General features: G+C 63.3%; 17 protein-coding genes and 1 pseudogene. 8 read left to right on the forward strand and 10 right to left on the reverse strand.

What is annotated here, in order from left to right:
• Positions 1-91 precede the first annotated feature (91 nt).
• From CWT10_RS13640 to CWT10_RS18055, 6 genes and pseudogenes are all read left to right on the forward strand, one after another.
• Positions 92-721, forward strand: a complete 630-nt coding sequence (locus CWT10_RS13640) for a sporulation delaying protein family toxin (protein ID WP_103063044.1) — start codon at positions 92-94, stop codon at positions 719-721.
• A gap of 1 nt (position 722) precedes the next feature.
• Complete coding sequence (locus CWT10_RS18045) at positions 723-1,298, forward strand: SdpA family antimicrobial peptide system protein (protein ID WP_103063043.1); 576 nt, start codon at positions 723-725, stop codon at positions 1,296-1,298.
• Between the two features lie 208 nt (positions 1,299-1,506).
• Positions 1,507-2,310, forward strand: a complete 804-nt coding sequence (locus tag CWT10_RS13650; RefSeq protein ID WP_128683499.1) for a hypothetical protein — start codon at positions 1,507-1,509, stop codon at positions 2,308-2,310.
• Positions 2,286-2,636, forward strand: coding sequence for an SdpI family protein (locus CWT10_RS13655; protein WP_103063042.1), 351 nt, complete (start codon positions 2,286-2,288; stop codon positions 2,634-2,636). The genes CWT10_RS13650 and CWT10_RS13655 overlap by 25 nt, the downstream gene beginning before the upstream one ends.
• Entirely contained in the window at positions 2,633-3,019 is a 387-nt protein-coding gene (locus tag CWT10_RS18050; RefSeq protein ID WP_158247645.1) for a thiol-disulfide oxidoreductase DCC family protein, read from the forward strand. Before CWT10_RS13655 ends, CWT10_RS18050 begins: the two co-directional genes overlap by 4 nt.
• A 44-nt stretch (positions 3,020-3,063) precedes the next feature.
• A pseudogene (locus CWT10_RS18055) lies at positions 3,064-3,320 on the forward strand (IS1634 family transposase); the annotation flags it as partial.
• Positions 3,321-4,260: 940 nt separating this feature from the next.
• On the opposite strand, the gene CWT10_RS13670 reads toward CWT10_RS18055, so the two are convergent.
• Genes CWT10_RS13670 through CWT10_RS13685 form a run of 5 tightly spaced genes read right to left on the reverse strand, consistent with a single transcriptional unit; the run spans position 4,261 to position 9,181 of the window.
• Positions 4,261-6,675 (reverse strand): family 78 glycoside hydrolase catalytic domain, encoded by a 2,415-nt coding sequence (locus tag CWT10_RS13670; RefSeq protein ID WP_128683501.1) that lies wholly within the window; start codon positions 6,673-6,675, stop codon positions 4,261-4,263.
• Positions 6,675-6,845, reverse strand: coding sequence for a hypothetical protein (locus CWT10_RS16860; protein ID WP_168190772.1), 171 nt, complete (start codon positions 6,843-6,845; stop codon positions 6,675-6,677). Before CWT10_RS16860 ends, CWT10_RS13670 begins: the two co-directional genes overlap by 1 nt.
• Positions 6,846-7,607 carry a hypothetical protein gene (locus CWT10_RS13675; protein WP_103062346.1) on the reverse strand — a complete coding sequence of 254 codons (762 nt, stop codon included), beginning with the start codon at positions 7,605-7,607 and terminating at the stop codon, positions 6,846-6,848.
• Positions 7,604-8,500: an ATP-binding cassette domain-containing protein gene (locus tag CWT10_RS13680; RefSeq protein WP_103062345.1), complete on the reverse strand. Its 897-nt coding sequence runs from the start codon at positions 8,498-8,500 to the stop codon at positions 7,604-7,606. The genes CWT10_RS13675 and CWT10_RS13680 overlap by 4 nt, the downstream gene beginning before the upstream one ends.
• 39 nt (positions 8,501-8,539) lie before the next feature.
• Positions 8,540-9,181, reverse strand: coding sequence for an ATP-binding cassette domain-containing protein (locus CWT10_RS13685; RefSeq protein WP_158247599.1), 642 nt, complete (start codon positions 9,179-9,181; stop codon positions 8,540-8,542).
• Between the two features lie 641 nt (positions 9,182-9,822).
• Between CWT10_RS13685 and CWT10_RS13690 the strand changes: the two genes are divergently transcribed.
• A complete protein-coding gene (locus tag CWT10_RS13690; RefSeq protein WP_128683503.1) occupies positions 9,823-10,620 on the forward strand; it encodes a hypothetical protein in 798 nt (265 codons plus the stop codon).
• 59 nt (positions 10,621-10,679) lie between these two features.
• On the opposite strand, the gene CWT10_RS13695 is transcribed toward CWT10_RS13690, so the two are convergent.
• From CWT10_RS13695 to CWT10_RS13715, 5 genes are all read right to left on the reverse strand, one after another.
• Positions 10,680-10,904, reverse strand: a complete 225-nt coding sequence (locus CWT10_RS13695; protein WP_128683505.1) for a hypothetical protein — start codon at positions 10,902-10,904, stop codon at positions 10,680-10,682.
• A gap of 8 nt (positions 10,905-10,912) precedes the next feature.
• The gene (locus CWT10_RS13700; protein ID WP_103063947.1) at positions 10,913-11,200 is read right to left on the reverse strand and encodes a hypothetical protein; all 288 of its coding nucleotides are present in this window, start codon (positions 11,198-11,200) and stop codon (positions 10,913-10,915) included.
• Positions 11,197-11,700 (reverse strand): ATP-binding cassette domain-containing protein, encoded by a 504-nt coding sequence (locus CWT10_RS13705; RefSeq protein ID WP_103063948.1) that lies wholly within the window; start codon positions 11,698-11,700, stop codon positions 11,197-11,199. Before CWT10_RS13705 ends, CWT10_RS13700 begins: the two co-directional genes overlap by 4 nt.
• Positions 11,701-12,317: 617 nt before the next feature.
• Positions 12,318-14,654, reverse strand: coding sequence for a glycoside hydrolase family 3 N-terminal domain-containing protein (locus CWT10_RS13710; protein WP_103063949.1), 2,337 nt, complete (start codon positions 14,652-14,654; stop codon positions 12,318-12,320).
• Positions 14,655-14,667: 13 nt separating this feature from the next.
• Positions 14,668-16,161: an MFS transporter gene (locus CWT10_RS13715; protein ID WP_103063950.1), complete on the reverse strand. Its 1,494-nt coding sequence runs from the start codon at positions 16,159-16,161 to the stop codon at positions 14,668-14,670.
• Positions 16,162-16,305: 144 nt separating this feature from the next.
• Here CWT10_RS13715 and CWT10_RS13720 point away from each other — a divergent pair, with 144 nt between their 5' ends.
• Entirely contained in the window at positions 16,306-16,983 is a 678-nt protein-coding gene (locus tag CWT10_RS13720; protein WP_103063951.1) for a TetR family transcriptional regulator, read from the forward strand.
• Positions 16,984-16,987: the final 4 nt, after the last annotated feature.

Below are 16,987 nucleotides of genomic sequence, written 5' to 3' on the forward strand. Positions count from 1 at the left end.
GATGAGTATCGTCGGACTGTTGACGCGCCCCGAGAACTCATGGTATCTTGCCACAGCACCCTGTTTCAACCGAACCTGAAGCGAGACTCGGATGGCCCACACCACCAGCCTCCGTACAATCACGTCGCTGATCGTTGGCATCCTGGTCGCAGTGGCGCTAGGTACGAGCCCCGTACCGGCGACGGCGAATGAACCGACGACAGCAGCGCAGCCTACCACGTCCATCTCAGATGATGATCTGCTTGAGGGCCTGCTCTACGGACGCGGTCCGGTTGCAGACAAACTCGGCCTCCGAGTCATGCTGCCCTCCGATCTCCCCGAGGCAAAGTACACCGAAGCGGTCAACTACTCTATTCAAGAATTGAAGACCAAATATCCGGATGAGCTCGATGAGACCTTGGCAAAACTGCGAGATGACGATCCTGTTGTGGTTGAAGATGGTCTTGAGGCACTGAGTTCCATTGCCCTGAATTACGAGGAGTACAAGCTTTCCGGAGGCGCCGATGATCATCGTGCCGAACCCGCCCCCTGCGGTGTCGCGGTGATATGCATCGGCTATGCCGCGCTAGCAGTCCACAACACAGTTGCTGTCACGGGTTTGGCCGTAGTCGTGGTTGGCGGAGCTGTTGTGGCAGGCAAATGGCTATGGGCAGGGAGTAACTCGTCAACTTCTTCGGCGGTCCGTGAAGAGCTCGTCGCAGACCTGATCGCGATCGATTAACATGAACGGTCGTACTGCCTCTCAGAGAGGACGCGCACGGGCAGTCGTCATAGCTACGATCATCACCCTTGCTATAGCGTTGCCACAGGCAATTTCTTGGCTGCCTGCAAATGAAATTCTCGGCCCGAGCGGTCGTATTGCCGCGTACAACATCCGCAACGTGACCATCCAAGGTTGTGGATTCTTCACTAAATCACCCCGCGAATCTACATATCGCATATATAAGGAGGAACAACACGACGATCAGTCGACGTCATGGATATCGGCATCACGAGCTCCAAACAATCAGCTCCGGAATTGGTTCGGCCTCGACAGAACGTCGCGCCTCCAAAAATTCGACGTATCGGTTCTCACTAAGGACCTGGAGCCTTCTGACTGGCTACATTGTCACGATGTTCGCGACCTTGCCAGTTGCGCCGAGATGGTTCACGTGAGCTCAATGAAGCATCCGGCAGGAAGTTTCGAGCTCTGCGGGCGCCACCTAATTACGAGGGCAGAACCCCTGCCTTGGTCGTATAGAAATCTCAGGAGTAGCATGCCAGGAGAGGCGGTGATCATCGGTGTCGTCAACTGTTGAACGCGAAAGAACTGGAAGCGTTATCCCTGAGCCTAAAAGGGACGGCGGGCTGACACACTTCCGCCAGATATCAGGCGCCCACCAAATGCAATGCCACCTTCTTCGCGATCGATTCCTTAACATTGGCGGAACGATTCTCAGCGTTGATCCGCGAGAACCGGCAGCTGGTTTGGCTCGGAGTTTGCTTGCACTGGGGACACTGCTGACTATGTTAGCGACCCCGCGAGACCAACTCTTCTTTCGTTCCGACCAGCATCCTGAAGGCGTTGCCTGCGGAGAACTTGCCAATCGTTTTGGACTCTATTGCATATTTGATCGAACGCATTCAATAACCTACATTATTTCCTTCGCTATTCTGTTGGCGGTTGTACTCGGTGTATTCCCAGGTATACTTAGTTGGCTTCATGCTTGGCTTGCCTGGTCGTTCGTGCACAGTGTTCCCATAATCGACGGTGGCGACCAGATCGCTCAGGCGTTGACTTTGTTGTTCGTCGTCTTTCATTTTGGCGATATGCGGCTAACCCATTGGCATACTAACTCGATGTTCGCACATGTTGATCGATTATTTGCACCAGTGCGGGCGGCGGCGGTACTTCTATTTATGATACAGGGGAGCGTGGTATACCTTCACGCCTCAATAGCGAAATTTGGCGTTCCAGAGTGGCCGAATGGTACCGCGATTTGGTACTGGATGCAAGATCCGACCTTCGCGCCGCCCCACTGGTTATATGTTCCTATAAACGCGTTGCTGTCGTACGCTCCCACGGCGCTTCTCGTCACCTATGGTATTCTTGCATTTGAGTTTATCCTCGGCGTAGCCATCTTCTTCCGAACCAGTGCCAGGCGTTCGCTCCTCGTCCCAGGTTTGGTGTTACATGTCGTATTTGCAATGGTCTTCGGATTGTGGAGCTTCCTCTGCTCAATGTCCTCCTTGCTAATTATGTATACATACGTCCCAACCTTCTACAGTCTGAGAGGTGATCTGCAATGTTCTGGCCGTTCGGTGTCCTAGCGTTCAACTTCCTCGTAGCGGGACTAGCTCTGTTTGTCTTGGGGCTACGCTCCCGCACGGGGTTGGCGCTGAACCAGTGGTGGGGTTTGCGCACAAAGAAGACTATGGTCGACGAGGAGACGTTCGCCAAGGCCAACCGAGCCATCTGGCGTATCTACGTGTTTCAGGGATGCGTTTCTATCACTGCTGGGATCGCAACTCTCATCGTCGGGATCGTGAACAACGAAGCGTACCCACTCCTTGCCGCCATCGGTCTCGGCAGTACGCTCGTCTTTCTCACATCAATGCTATACGCATCCACCAAGGCTCACCGGAGTATTTCATGACCACTGATGATAAACCGCAATTCGTCTATGATCAGGACTGTGCGTTCTGTCAGCGGTTCGTTCGGACAGTGGAACGACATTGCTCGGATAGGGTCAGTTTCATCGGATCACGTGACTACGAGGGTGTGGGTTCCGAACAGACAATTAGTTCATCCATACTCGTCTTCCGGCAGCCAGAACGTGTATACGTTGGATCTGCGGGAATCGGTGAACTTCTCACGCTCACCGATTCCGCGGGCTTTCGGCTCGCCGGCAACTTGATTCTCACGCCTGTGCTCTCGACGATCAGTGCTCTAGCTTACCGTTGGATCGCTGATCACCGACACTGGTTTCGACCTGGCTGCGATAGTTCTTCGGGTACGTGTGCATTGCGATCAAAGTAGTTCAGTGCGCTGGAAGATTGGTGCGTCAAAGCACCTGGCGTGACCTGTTTCAGGCTGGGCGGGAGAGGATTCGGGCGGCCGGGGGGTTTTGGACCTGGCCGGCTTGACACCTCGGGCTGCCCGCCAAGCCGTGGCTCCGGCGGTGGTGGAGGCTAAGCGTTCGGCTCTGTTGTGGGACGTGCTGAGCGGCGCGTATGAGACGCTGGGGTTGGGTGAGGCTACTAGTGGGGATGAGGCCTTCAGGCAGATGGTGCTGGCCCGACTCGTGGAGCCCACCAGTAAGGAGCAGGTCCCGTGCGTACGTAGGTGGGGGTACCTCCCACGTAGTGGGGGAAGTGTCCACACGCCCACAACTCGTTGGGCCTGAACGCGCTGAAGTGTCTTTTGACCAGATCCGCCGGGCACTGCTCCCTTAGCAGCGCTGCGCGTGGTACGCGGTGATTTGGCGCGGCCGGTGGCCGTGCAACCCCATGGCCCGCATCAACCGCACCCGCGGTGCAGCAGGCGCCGCATGCCCCATGCCCATGCCGGGCCGAGGCCTCGGGCCGGCCCCGCATCGCATGCCATGTTGCGGGCCCCCACCCGCGCAGTAGTTGTCCTCATGAACCCGCCCGATCTCAGCCTTTAGAGCCTGGTCACGCACAGCCCTTGCCGATGGGGGACGGGACATGGCTGCGCAAGTAGGTGCTCGGGGCGATCTTGACATCGGCGCTGACAAGCACCTGACAGAACCGGCACAGGCCCCGCATCTCCTGCCTGTGGGAGTCGATTCATCTCGCGGATCAGCGGGACGGGCGGCCTGGTGTCGGCCGCGAAAAACAACTGACGCGCTCCTTTGGGATCGCGTCCGCCCGCCCCCGGCTCGCGGCTTGTCGGCCTCCAGCCGCCGGATCCGCTCAGCGTCCTGACTGGTGGTCCCCGGCCGGGCGCCCGCATCGACCTCGGCCCCTCTATCACCCAAGTACGCAACTCCCCAGGGCTCGGCACCCAACTCCTCGGCAATCCCCCAGGTCCGCCCCCTTAGACCTCTCAGGGTCCCGACGGGCCCCTGCACACCCCATCCTAGTAGCCCACTCCCGCAACCCTCTCCGGGATACTCCCACGGGTAGCACTCCCGGCAGTCATCCTTCCGTACATTCACCGCCCCCATCAAACCCGGGGCAGTTCATTCAGAGGTGAAGCAGGGCCCCAGTTCTGGTAATTGGAACTCCGCCAGGTGGACATCATCGACCGCACCCGAATCAGGCGGCGGGCAACGGGCAGGACTCGGAGTACTTCCCTCCGGTGGTCTCAACCACGCGCCCGTCGGGCAGGCGCAAGGTTGTTGGTACTCCGGGAGGGGTCTCTCCCCACATCCGGAATCCTTCGTCAGTTATTCTCCAGCCGAGTTCTATCGGCCCTCCCGCCGTCTCCAAGAACGACCGGTTGCTGGTGATGCCACCACCGGGCCTGGGAGCGATCTCCACTGCCGTGTATCCGGGCGCGGCGGGACGGATACCAGCGACGTACTCGTGCAGGAAGGTGCTTACCGCCCCCTTGGCGTAGTGATTCTGGGATCCGTGCGGACGCCCCTCGGCGTCGATACCGTTCCACTCCTCCCAGATGGAGGTTGCGCCACGCTCGACCATGACCATCCAGCCCGGTTCCTCGCGCTGCAACAAAACCTCGTAGGCCAGCTCCAGGTAACCGGCATCGGCCAGCGTGGGCAGCAGCAAACCGGTAGCCAAGAATCCGGTCGACAACCGGTAGTGGTTCCGACGGATCAGGCTGGCCAGCCCCGCGGCGGCGTCCGCCCGCTGTGCAGGAGTGAGCAGGTCGAAGGCCAATGCCCGCACATAATTCGCCTGGGTAGACTCGGTCAATCGGATGAGCGGCTTGCCCGACTTCTTCGACTTCTTGGTCCTGACGACGAATTCGGCGCGCCACGCAGCCGCGACCCGGTCCGCCAGCTCACCGAAACGGACGGCGTCATCGCGTTCCCCCAGGATCTCGGCGGTATCGGCGACTATACGCGCCGAGCGGGCGAAGTACGCGGTGGCCACAATGCCGTAGTCCTTCTGCGGATCCCACTCGACTCCAGGCTCGGCCCACTCCCCCCATTGGAACCCCGTATCCCACAGGAAACGGTCATGCTCACGCCACTCGGGGTGGTTCTCCGCCCGGGTCGGGTGACGACCGGCAGCCGCCACCCGCTCCACGCGCTCCACCCAACGGCGCATCATCGGATAGGCCTCGGCTAGCGCCTCAACATCGCCGTATGCGCGGTACATCTCCCAGGGGACGATGGTGGCTGCATCGCCCCAACCCGCAGCACCGTCCAGGTCCGGCAGCGGACTGTCGTCATCGACACCCACGTTCGGGGCCACGTTGGTAATGGTGCCATCCTCGCGCTGCTCATCGGCAAGAGAACGCAGCCATTTGCGGGCAAAGCCAGCGATATCGTCGAAGAAGGCGGCGGTGCGGGCGAATACCTGGAAATCACCGGTGTACCCCCAACGCTCCCGCTGCGGGCAGTCGGTCGGCACCTCACAGGAGTTGGAACGCCAGGCCCACATCGCGCGGGCATGCAGTCGATTGACGTCCAGGTTGGAACAGGTGAAGCCACCGCGCTGCGTCAGGTCGCTGCGGACCTCTACCGCGGTTATCAGATCCGGATCCAGGGGCCAATTGGCACCGTCGACGGCGACATAACGGAAACCGTGAGTGGTGTGCCTGGGCTCAACCACGTCCCCCTCGACTCCCCGGGAGATTATCGTGTCCACCTGACCTATCGGGTAGGGCTCCTTCCGGAACGGCGGGGCGTAGCGGAGGTGGTCCGTGGTCATGTCGCCGTCGGCGTTGCGCACCTCGAAATGAGTGAGTGTCAGGCGCGTCCCCCACGGGCCGAGATCAGCCATACGCACTCGCCCGTTGAGCATTCGCCCAAAGTCGACGATCTGTCGCCCAGAGGGCAGCTGGAAGATCTGTAACGCTGGCAGGAGCTCTCCGGGCCGCGTGGGCGGGCCGGGTGAGACGGCCAGGCGAGTACGGTCACGTGTCAACGGGGTGTCCGCAGCTGTAGCCGGCTGCCACTTCTCCCTACCGAGTTGAAGCAGGTCGGTGGTCTGACCATCCATGAGGTCCGCGGCCGTAATGGCGCCGACGGTGACCTCCCAACCCGGCCCCGTAACCACCCTGCGCACAGCCGGACCCCCGGCTTCATCCCCGGTGCCGGCATCCGGCGACGAAGCACCGAGGGTGAGCGCGGCGATCACGGCAGTGACCTCACCGTAGTTGTCGGGGATACGACTGGCACCGCAGCGGCCCCGGAACCAGCCGTCAGAGACCACCAGCCGCAACTCGTTCTCCCCCTCACGTAGCATCCCGGTGACGTCCCAGGTCTGCACATACAGGGTCTTGCGGTAGCTGGTGGCCCCGGGCGCGAGTTCGACGTCACCGACACGCTCACCGTTGAGGAAGGCCTCATATATGCCGTGTGCGGTGGCAGTGAGCCGGGCCGAACCGGCGGCCTCCGCGGCAGACGCGTCCAGGTGGGTGCGCAACTCGTAGGCGGGCCGGTTTCCGGCCACAGGTGTCGGAGTGGGCGTGGCCAGCCAGGTGGCATCGTCCAGATCGGCCAGTACGGGATCGATAAGTGGTGCAGGGTTACTGATCATCAGGTGGTTACCTTTATTCGAGCGCTGAAGAGCGCCGCGGAGCTGCCTCCGACGGCGACATCAAGGATGGTCTCATCTTGCACCCATTCGCGTTCGTGCGTGGCCAAATAGCGCAACTGATTCAGGTCCAGTGGCAACACCTGTCCAGCCCCGCGCAGTTCACGCGACAACTAGAAGTCGTCTCTGGTCAGTCGGTAGTGGCCCCACAGGAACAGGGGCAGGCACCACGCTGCGGCCAGCAGCACCGTGGCGATCGGCTCCTCCTGCCATGAGGAGGCTGGTATGGCGGCCACACCCTGTAGCCTGGCGATGACCGCATTGGGCATCACTGTGTCAACCCACTCGAGGGTCCGAACCGTCCCTCCGGCCATAGCCAGCAGCGACTGGACCAGCACGCCCAGCATCTGGGCTGCGCCCATTATTAGTGCCAGGACCATCGACGCGACCGCCACCGATCGCGCTCCCATCGCCAACAGGGCGCCTGCAACGGCGACCAGCGCCAGAACCAGCGCCGCACGAACCACGGTCTCCACAGAAGCGGTCATGTCGAATGGAACACCGCGGTAGTCCAGGTAAGGCCTGGCCGTCAAAGCAAGCCCCATCATGAGCACAAACGCGGGTAGGGCCGTTACCACCGCTGCGCTGACCAGCTGCGCCCAGAACAGCCTGGTACGTCTGCCAACGGCCACCACCGTGAGCATGATGGCCCCGGAGGGGTACTCTGCACCGGCGATCACCACTCCCGCCAGTCCGACCGGCAGTGCCGCCGCCTGAACTCCGGGGACTCCGACAACGGCTGAGAAGAAGCCGACGAGGCATAGTTCCAGGGCGACCAGTACCTGAACCGAGCGAGCCCTCGCAGCCTTGCCGAGTTCACTTGCCAGGACCCGCCGCCAAGTCACCGCCTCCTGAGCAGCGCTATCAACAGTCATGGCTCTTCCCATCCTTCCTGCGCACTGAAGAACCAGCTTTCAAGCGATTGCCTCGCCTCGCGCATCTCAGCGAAAATGACGCCCTCTTCGAGGAAGGCCCTCTGCACCTCTTTGATGTCGGCGTCTATGAGCATCGCATCCTCGCCGGCTCCGGGTAGTTCCGCAGCCTTCACCTGCCAGTGGCGCGAATGGGCCAGGGCGGCCAACTGGGCCGGGTCCTCCACACGGACTATGACCCCGCCGGGGTGCCGCATCTGGTCAGCAGAGGCTTTGGCCTTAACCCGGCCCTTCTTGAGGACGACGACGTGGTCCATGATGTCCTCTACCTCCCCGAGCAGGTGGGAGGAGACCAGCACGGCCCTGCCTTCATCGGCGAGTCTGCGTAGGAGCGAGCGCAGCCACCGCACCCCCTCCGGGTCCAGACCGTTGAACGGTTCATCCAGGACGATGTTCTGCGACTTCCCCAACATGGCCGCTGCCAGCGACAGGCGCTGGCGCATCCCGAGCGAGTATGTGCGCACCTTGCGGTGCCCGGCTTCAGCGATACCTGTCTCCTCCAGGCATTGGCGCACGCGGGTATGCGGAATGCCGCTGGTGCGGGCCAGTCCCATTAGGCACTGGAACCCCGTTCGGGAACCGACCCAGTGCTCTGCTCCCAGAACCAGCCCCAGGCACCCGAGCGGGTTGGGCGACGCTCCTGGCTCCGTGCCTTCGACCCGTACCTCGCCTCCGTCGGGTCGCACGAGTCCTCCGATCACCTTCAGGGCCGTTGTCTTGCCGGCGCCGTTCGCACCAACCAGGCATACGATCACCCCGTCCGGCACCTCGAAAGAGGAATGAACCAACCCACGTCCACCCCCATAGTCTTTACTCACCTCCGTCAGTGAGATCATCGCAGACCCTCCCTCCCCGTAAGATCGACAGCCGAGCACTCAAGGCACAGACACCCTCTTCAACACACCACCGTCAAGCTCGTAAACGGCATCAGCAGATCTCAACGTAGAATCACGATGCGTCGCGCAGATGACCGCAATTCCTCTACTTCTCAAGCTACTAATCACTTTCATCTCCATCGAAACATCTAAAGCACTAGTGGCCTCATCGAGAACCAACACCGAACAGTCCCTTAGCACAGCCCTTCCGATAGCCAGTCGCTGCCTTTGTCCACCTGACAAACCGGCGCCAGAATCACCTACTACGGTGTCTAACCCCATCGGCATCATTCTCACTTCCCCGGATAACTCAACAAGATCGAGAACCTCAAACAGAGCCTCATCAGAATAAGCATCCTCAACACCAAGCGTCAAATTGAACCCCAGCGAACCCGCGATCACTTGAGAATCTTGAGACACGACTCCGAAAAGAGCTCTTACGGACGCCAACGTTAATTCCTCCTTGCCCACCCCGTCAAACTCAATGCGCCCTTCGTCAATCTCCTCGAGACATACAATCGCCCGAAGAAGCGTCGTCTTGCCAGCTCCAGTCCTTCCCTTAATTCCAATATAATCCCCTGGACGTACTGTCAGTGAGACATCCCGCAGAACTGGATAAGAAGAACCTCCGTACTGTTTCACTACGTGAGATAAGGTGAGACTCTTAGAAAACGTCGCAACCCGAGTCACTTCTTCCCCAGTATCGTTTACTGCCTCCTGCGGAGCTTGAAGCAGGTCCTTAACACGCTCAACCGCCGCCCCCGAAGCGAGAATTTGGTGGGCCGTAGGACGTGCTCCAGCATTAAGGCAAGAGACGCGGCCGTTGCCCCTATCGGCGCTGGTCCATCAGGCGGCTGCTCGCGCGAAACTACCAGGGTGGCTGCGTAAGTGCCGCAGCCTAGGGCACCAGCAAGAAAGAGGAACCGAGCGACGGTCAACCTGGTACGGGGAGGTGCGGCCTCAACGGGCTGTTGGGGCTCCAACTTGCGGCTCATCATCTTCCTCCAGGCAGGGTCTGGTCGGGACGATTCGTCCCTCAGGTTGCTGCCATGCTACACCGATGCGGCGAAAATCGCATTGATGTGAGGAGTCTCACTTTGTCGGTTCCCAGGAGGAGATGTTTGCGGCGCGGCGTACGAGGCTTGCCCTTGCTGTGTGGACACGGGGGTTTGGTTCTTGGGGTGTGTTCCACGCATAGTGGCTGGCCTCGCGGGTGTTTGGTGATTCTCGTAGGTGTTCGGGGGCAGGTTGTCGCAGTAGGAGTGCCTGCGGACGGTGTTTTGGTGACCACCGCGGTCGCAGGCCAGGACGCGATCGTCGCCACCCGCGTGACCTCCCCGCTGCTCGCCGACGGCGGCCTGGTTGTGCGCCTGTCCCTGCCCGATCCGAACCCGGGCTTCTCCCCGGCGGCTCTCTGGGGGGAGGAGCCCGACGGCGAGGTGGTCCTGCGCGAGGCCGGGCAGTGGGGCGCCGTCGTCGAGCGTCGCCTGGACGCCACCACCTACCGAGTGACCCTGTGCTGGGACGCCCCGGCCACGGCCGACCTCACCGACGCCCGCACCCTGGTACTCGCTCCCGCCCACGGGACCGCGACGCTCGGCGTCGTCGCCGCCTTCGCGCCCGTATCCGGCCCGGGCAGTGAGTTGTATGCGGCACCCGCCACCCCGCCCGACGACGTCGACGCCGTCCTCGCCTCCTCCGCCGCCTTCTGGGAGGAGTACTGGCGCTCCGGCGCCGCCGTGGAGCTGGCCGGTTCCACGGACTCACGTGCCGCCGAACTGGAACGCCGCATCGTCCTGTCCCAGTACCTGCTGCGAGCCGGCCTCCGCGGCAGACGCGTCCAGGTGGGTGCGCAACTCGTAGGCGGGCCGGTTTCCGGCCACAGGTGTCGGAGTGGGCGTGGCCAGCCAGGTGGCATCGTCCAGATCGGCCAGTACGGGATCGATAAGTGGTGCAGGGTTACTGATCATCAGGTGGTTACCTTTATTCGAGCGCTGAAGAGCGCCGCGGAGCTGCCTCCGACGGCGACATCAAGGATGGTCTCATCTTGCACCCATTCGCGTTCGTGCGTGGCCAAATAGCGCAACTGATTCAGGTCCAGTGGCAACACCTGTCCAGCCCCGCGCAGTTCACGCGACAACTAGAAGTCGTCTCTGGTCAGTCGGTAGTGGCCCCACAGGAACAGGGGCAGGCACCAGGCCGCCGCCAGCAGCACCGTGGCGATCGGCTCCTCCTGCCATGCGGAGGCTGGTATGGCGGCCACACCCTGCAACCTGGCAATGACCGCATTGGGCATCACTGTGTCAACCCACTCGAGGTTCCGAACCGTCCCTCCGGCCATAGCCAGCAGCGACTGGACCAGCACGCCCAGCATCAGAACTGCGCCCAGAACAGCCTGGTACGTCTGCCAACGGCCACCACCGTTAGCATGATGGCGCCTGAGGGGTACTCGGCACCGGCGATCACCACTCCCGCCAGTCCGACCGGCAGTGACGCCGCCTGAACCCCGGGGACTCCCGGAACGGACGAGAAGAAGACGACGACGCAGAGCTCCAGGGCGACCAGTACCTGAACCGAGCGAGCCCTCGCAGCCTTGCCGAGTTCACTTGCCCAGACCCACTGCCAAGTCACCGCCTCCTGAGCGGCGCCATCAACGGTCATGAGTCTCGCCCTCCTTCCTCCGCACTGAAGAACCAGTCTTCAAGCGGTTGTCTCGCCTCGCGCATCTCAGTGAAGACGATCCCCTCCTCAAAGAATGTCCTCTGCAACTCTTTGATGTCGGCGTCTATGAGCACCGCACCCTCGCCGGCTCCGGGTAGTTCCGCAGCCTTCACCTGCCAGTGGCGCGAGTACGCCAGGGCGGCCAACTGGGCCGGGTCCTCCACACGGACTATGACCCCGCCGGGGTGCCGCATCTGGTCAGCAGAAGCCTTCGCCTGCACCCTGCCCTTCTTGAGGACGACGACGTAGTCCATGATGTCCTCTACCTCCCCGAGCAGGTGGGAGGAGACCAGCACGGCCCTGCCTTCGCCGGCGAGCCTGCGCAGGAGCGAGCGCAGCCACCGCACCCCCTCCGGATCAAGACCGTTGAAAGGCTCATCCAGGACCATGTTCTGCGACCTCCCCAGCATGGCCGCTGCCAGAGAAAGGCGCTGACGCATTCCGAGAGTAAGTGCGCACCTTGCGGTGCCCGACTTCAGCGATGCCTGTCTCCTCCAGGCATCGGCGCACGCGGGCATGTGGAATGCCGCTGGTGCGGGCGAGTCCCATGAGGCACTGGAACCCCGTTCGGGAACCGACCCAGTGCGCTGCTCCCAGAACCAGCCCCAGGCACCCGAGCGGGTTGGGCGACGCTCCTGGCTCCGTGCCTTCAACGGCTCTTCCGGCCTGCGGGCCCGGCTGAGCTGTGAGACCGGCCGGGCCGCAGACCAGGCTCATCGCGAAAGACGTCCCAGCGGATCGGACAAGGGGCCCGGTCGGCAACCAGACGCCCTGGCCTGCCCAGCACACCAGCGCGGTAGGCCGGTGCCTGGGAGCCAAAACGTCCAGAATCTGCACAAACGCCCCGCACCTCCCAACAGGCGCCCTCAGAATCGTTGGAATCATACGGATCTGGTGAGCGGCGTCGGGCAGGGGAACATCGTTCGTGCCGAATCTGGACACTTCCCCACCCTGCCAGCCCCCACCAACCGAACTCGATCGTCATTTCGACCGAACTCGATGGTTATTTCGACCGAACTCGGCGAACGCGGTTCAAACCGGAAGAACCTGTTACTGATCATTGGGCGGTTACCTTTATTCGAGCACTGAAGGGCGCCGCGGAGCTGCCCCCGACGGCGACATCAAGGATGGTCTCATCTTGCACCCATTCGCGCGTGGCCGTGGACCAGTAGCGCAGCTGATCCGGTCCGAGAGGGAACTTCACCGTCGCCGTCTCCCCGGCGGGCACATGCACGCGTCGGAATCCCTTGAGTTCGCACACCGGACGGGTGGCTGTGCCGTAGCGCTGGTGGATGTACAGCTGTACCACCTCATCGGCGTCGATACGGGAGGTGTTGGTGACATCCACACTCACCACGGCGGTCTGCCCCACCGCAATACGCTCGGGCGCGCGCACCGGCCCGTAGGCGAAAGCCGCATAGCTCATGCCGTGTCCAAAGACGTAACGGGGCGCGGTCGAGGCGTCGTTCCAGTATCGGGTGTCCGCGCCTTCGGGGGCGAAGGTGGTGCGATGCGCGTAGTACTGCGGCACTTGACCGACGTGCTGCGGCCACGTAAATGGCAGACGTCCCGCCGGGGAGATATCCCCGAAAAGGACAGCGGCGACGGCCTCCCCTCCCCGGGTTCCCGGGTACCAGACCTGCACAACGGCGGCGGCGCCGTCGGCGGGACGCAGATCCAGAGGACGACCGCTCATCACCAGCACCACGGTGGGGGTCCCGGTCGCGATGACGCGCCGCAGCAGTTCCGGTTGCCGCCCGGGCAGGTCAAGGGTGGAGGCGGAGGACTTCTCACCGATCATGTTCTGGTTCTGGCCGACCACGACGATCGCCACCTCACTGGCTGCGGCCAGGGCCACGGCGTGGTCGAGTTCCGCATCGGCGTCGAAGTCTTCAGGAGTGGAAGGCAGGAGACCTGCGTCCAGAAAGTCGAATGCTGAGGCCTGGGTGCGCTCGGCGGTGGCCAGACCGCGGGCGTAGTCGACGGATACGCCCTGGCCGGCGCGCCGGCGGATTCCTTCAAGGATGGAGACGGTCTCCTCCACGTCCTTGTCGAAAACCCACGGGCCGAGCACATCGCGCCTGGAGTCGGCCAGGTCCCCGAGTACGGCGATCCGGTGCACGGCACGCTCCCCGTCGTGGCGCAGCGGCAGAGTACCGTCATTTTCCAGCAGCACCAGGGTCTCCTCCGCCGCCCGCCGGGCGGCCTCCCGGTGCGCGGGGTCATTCAGGACGGCGGAGACGTCGGCCTCGGCGTAGGGGTGTTCGAACAGGCCGAGACGGAATTTGGCTGCCAGCACCCGGCCCGCCGCCGTGTTCAGCGTGGCCTCGTCAACGCGCCCAGCCTTGAGGGCGGCCGGAAGGTGCTCGTAGGCGGCCGGACCGTTGGCCATCTCCATGTCCAATCCGGCGGCGAGCGCCCGAGCGGCGCCCTCCGCAGTGTCGGCGACGAGCCGCTGGGCGGTGAGGTTGTTGACGCCGTTGGCGTCGGAGACGACGAAGCCTTTAAAGCCGAGCTCGCCGCGCAGCACATCGGTCAACAGGTGGCGGTTGGCGGCGGCGGGAACACCGTTGAGGTCCATGTAGGCGGCCATGATGTTGCCCGCACCGGCCTCGATGGCCGCGTGGAAGGGCGGGTAGTAGACGTTGTGCAGGGCGTCGTCGGACAGGTCGACGTCCTCATAGTCGCGCCCGCCGTCGGCCGCGCCGTAGCCGGCGAAATGCTTGGGGCCGGACAGGATGGCGTCGGCGGGGAAGGCGGCGGGGCCGGAGGTCGGCTGGACCGCATCCGCGGTTCCCTCGGCTCCGCCTTGGAAACCGCGCACCTGGGCGGCGGCCATGGCGGCCCCCAGGCAGGGGTCCTCCCCGGCGCCCTCGACGATGCGGCCCCAGCGGGGGTCGCGGGCGATATCGACCATGGGGGCGAAAGTCCAGCGGATGCCGACGGCGGCCGCCTCCCGGGCGGCGATGCGCTGTGCGGCCTCAACGCCCGCCGGGTTCCAGGAGGCCGCCGCGGCTATGGGCACCGGGAAGATGGTGCGCAGGCCGTGGATCACGTCGAAGCCGAACAGCAGCGGTATGCCCCAGCGGCTTCCGGCGATGGCGCGTTCCTGCAACCGTCGGATGAGTGCGGGATCGGTGACGAACAGCAGGGAGCCCACTTCGCCTCGCTCTAGGGCGGCGCGGATGCGCGCGGGCTGGCGGGCGTGTACCTGTTGCTCGAGCGGCAGGGAGGCTATCAGTTCCTCGGACACCTCCTCATCGGTCGGGGCCAGGTAAAAGTACTGCTGCAGCTGGCCGATCTTCTCGGATGTGGACATGCGTCCCAGCAGGTCCTGGACGCGTTGGGAGACGGGCAGAGCTGGGTCCTGGTATGGGTATTCATTGGCGGACATGGCGTCGTACCTTTCACGGCTTGTCGGTGGGGGTGTCGGCGGAGTTGGCGGGGCCGCCGTCAGCGGCCGGCCCGGCGGCAATGCCCTGGGCGGCGCGGCGCTCGGCCAGGTCCTGATTGATCTGTGGCAGCAGATCCTCCAGCTTGTAGAAGCGCAGGGTGACCACCATTAGGAGGGCTATCAGCGCCGGAATCCAGGTGAACAGCGCGCGTATGGCGAAGACGGCGGAGTCCGGTTGCGCATCAAGACCGCCGTCATAGCCGAAGGCGCCGAGGAAGGCTCCGGCGGCGGCCAGGCCCAGACCGGTGCCGATCTTGGCGGAGAAGGATTGGACCGCGCCCATGACGGACTCCAGGCGCCGGTGGCCCCTCCATTCGTTGTAGGTAGCGCAGTCGATGATGAGTATTCCGATCATGTAGGACAGCGGCAGCGTGCCCACTCCGATGATGAGGCTACCGATCAGGAGCAGGACGATGTTGGTGCCCGCCAGGAACAGCACACAGTTGCCCAGGACGCACACCAGTTGGCCGGCGATTATGATCGAACTGAGCTTGAAGCGTTTCATCAGGGGCGGTATGGCCATCACCGCCGGGATCACCAGCAGGGATGCGAGCGAGATCCAGGACTGCAGGCCGATGTCTCCCACGATGTAGCGGAAGTAGTAGGCGGCGGCACCGACGTTCAGAAGCAGATTCTGCAACACGCCCAGCACGAAGATGATCCAGATCCACTTGTTGTCGCGCAGGGCGGCGAAGATCTCCCGAAAAGTAACCTTCTCCGCAGTGTCGGCCGACTGGACGACGCTCTCCTTGACGAAGACGAAGCGCATCATCCCCAGGACGGCCATCGGCACCGCCAGGGCAAGGATGAACGTGGACCAACGGCCGGGGTCCTTGCCAGCCCAGGCCAGTCCCTGCGGGATGATCACGGAGATGACGACGACGCCCACGGAGATGAACATGCCGGAGAAGGCCGACACCCTGCCGATGGCCACGCGAGTGGGGAAGGCGAGCGCGGTGTACAGGGTCTGATTCGCGTGGGCGAGGGTGGCGAAGACGGAGTTGACGAGCGTGTACAAAACGAACAGCAGTGCGGCCTTGGCGCCCAGGGGGAGCCCGGCGGGGATGGAGAACAGCGCCCAGATGGAGATCCACAGGCCGAGCATGGCGAACTCGTAGGGGCGGGCCCTCCCCCAGCGCGTGTGGGTGCGGTCGATCATCCAGCCGGCGACCAGGTCGGTCAAGCCGTCGAAGAGCTTGGAGGCGAGCATGAGCGTGCCCAGCAGGGCCGGATTCATACCGAGAGTGTCGGTGGCATAGAGGCTGAAGTACCCCAGGATGATGATGTTGGCGGCCAGGGACAGCGCACGTGCGGACCAGCCGAGCCTGACGGGCCAGGAGACGTAGTCGGGATCGGCCCTCCGGCCGGTTTCCGCCACTGGGCGCCCCTCACGGCCCGGTTCGACGGCGGTGGAGGGCACGGCCCCTCCGGTTGCGGATGCGGTCATGGGATTCCTTCTGACTTCGGTCGTCGTTGACGAAGATGGATGAATGAAACCGAAGTAAAGTATGAAATTGAAACGATGTCAAGAGGTTGACGCCCGGCACTGAGCCCTGCAAACTAGTGGCTGCATCGATTTTGGAGGAGGAGCATGCCAACCGCGCAACGCTCCCGCGGCCCGTACGCCAAGACGGCCGCCAAGCGGGAGACGATCGCCCATGCGGCCTACGATGTGGTGCAGGAGGTCGGTCACGAGCGCCTCACCACCGCAGCCGTGGCGCAGAAGGCCGACATGGCCGAACGCACCATGCTCTACCACTTCCCCAGCCGCGACCACCTGCTAGTTGCGGCCCTGGAGTACTTCGACCAGGTGGTCCAGGGACAGGGCGCACTCGTCGACTTCCGGGAAGGCGAATCCGCTGGTGAACGGGCGCCCACCGCTCAGGAGGCGGAGGCGGTCATCGCTCGGCTGGTCCGGGGCGCCGCCGGCGACGACGCTCGGCTCCGCCTGTACTGCTACCTGGCCGGTCAGGCACAGATTCCTGGTTCTGCGGCGCATGAGCACTTCACTGCTCACTACGCACAGGCCATCACCGGCATCGGCATTCTCATAGGTTCCCTGCAGCAGCAGGGCCTGGCGCGCGCCGACCGCTCAGCCCGAGCCATGGCGCGCCGCTTCCTGGCTGCCTGGGACGGGCTGCAGCAACTCTGGGTGGTAGCCCCCGACTTCGATCTGGAGGCGGAGACCCTACACGCATTCGCCGACATAACCGGTCGGGACCTGCTGCGCACCCGTAAAGCCGTGGCAGAGGTGATTCGCAGCATCTGACGCC

Origin of the sequence: Actinomyces qiguomingii (assembly GCF_004102025.1) — a bacterium.
Taxonomy (GTDB): Bacteria; Actinomycetota; Actinomycetes; order Actinomycetales; family Actinomycetaceae; genus Actinomyces; species Actinomyces qiguomingii.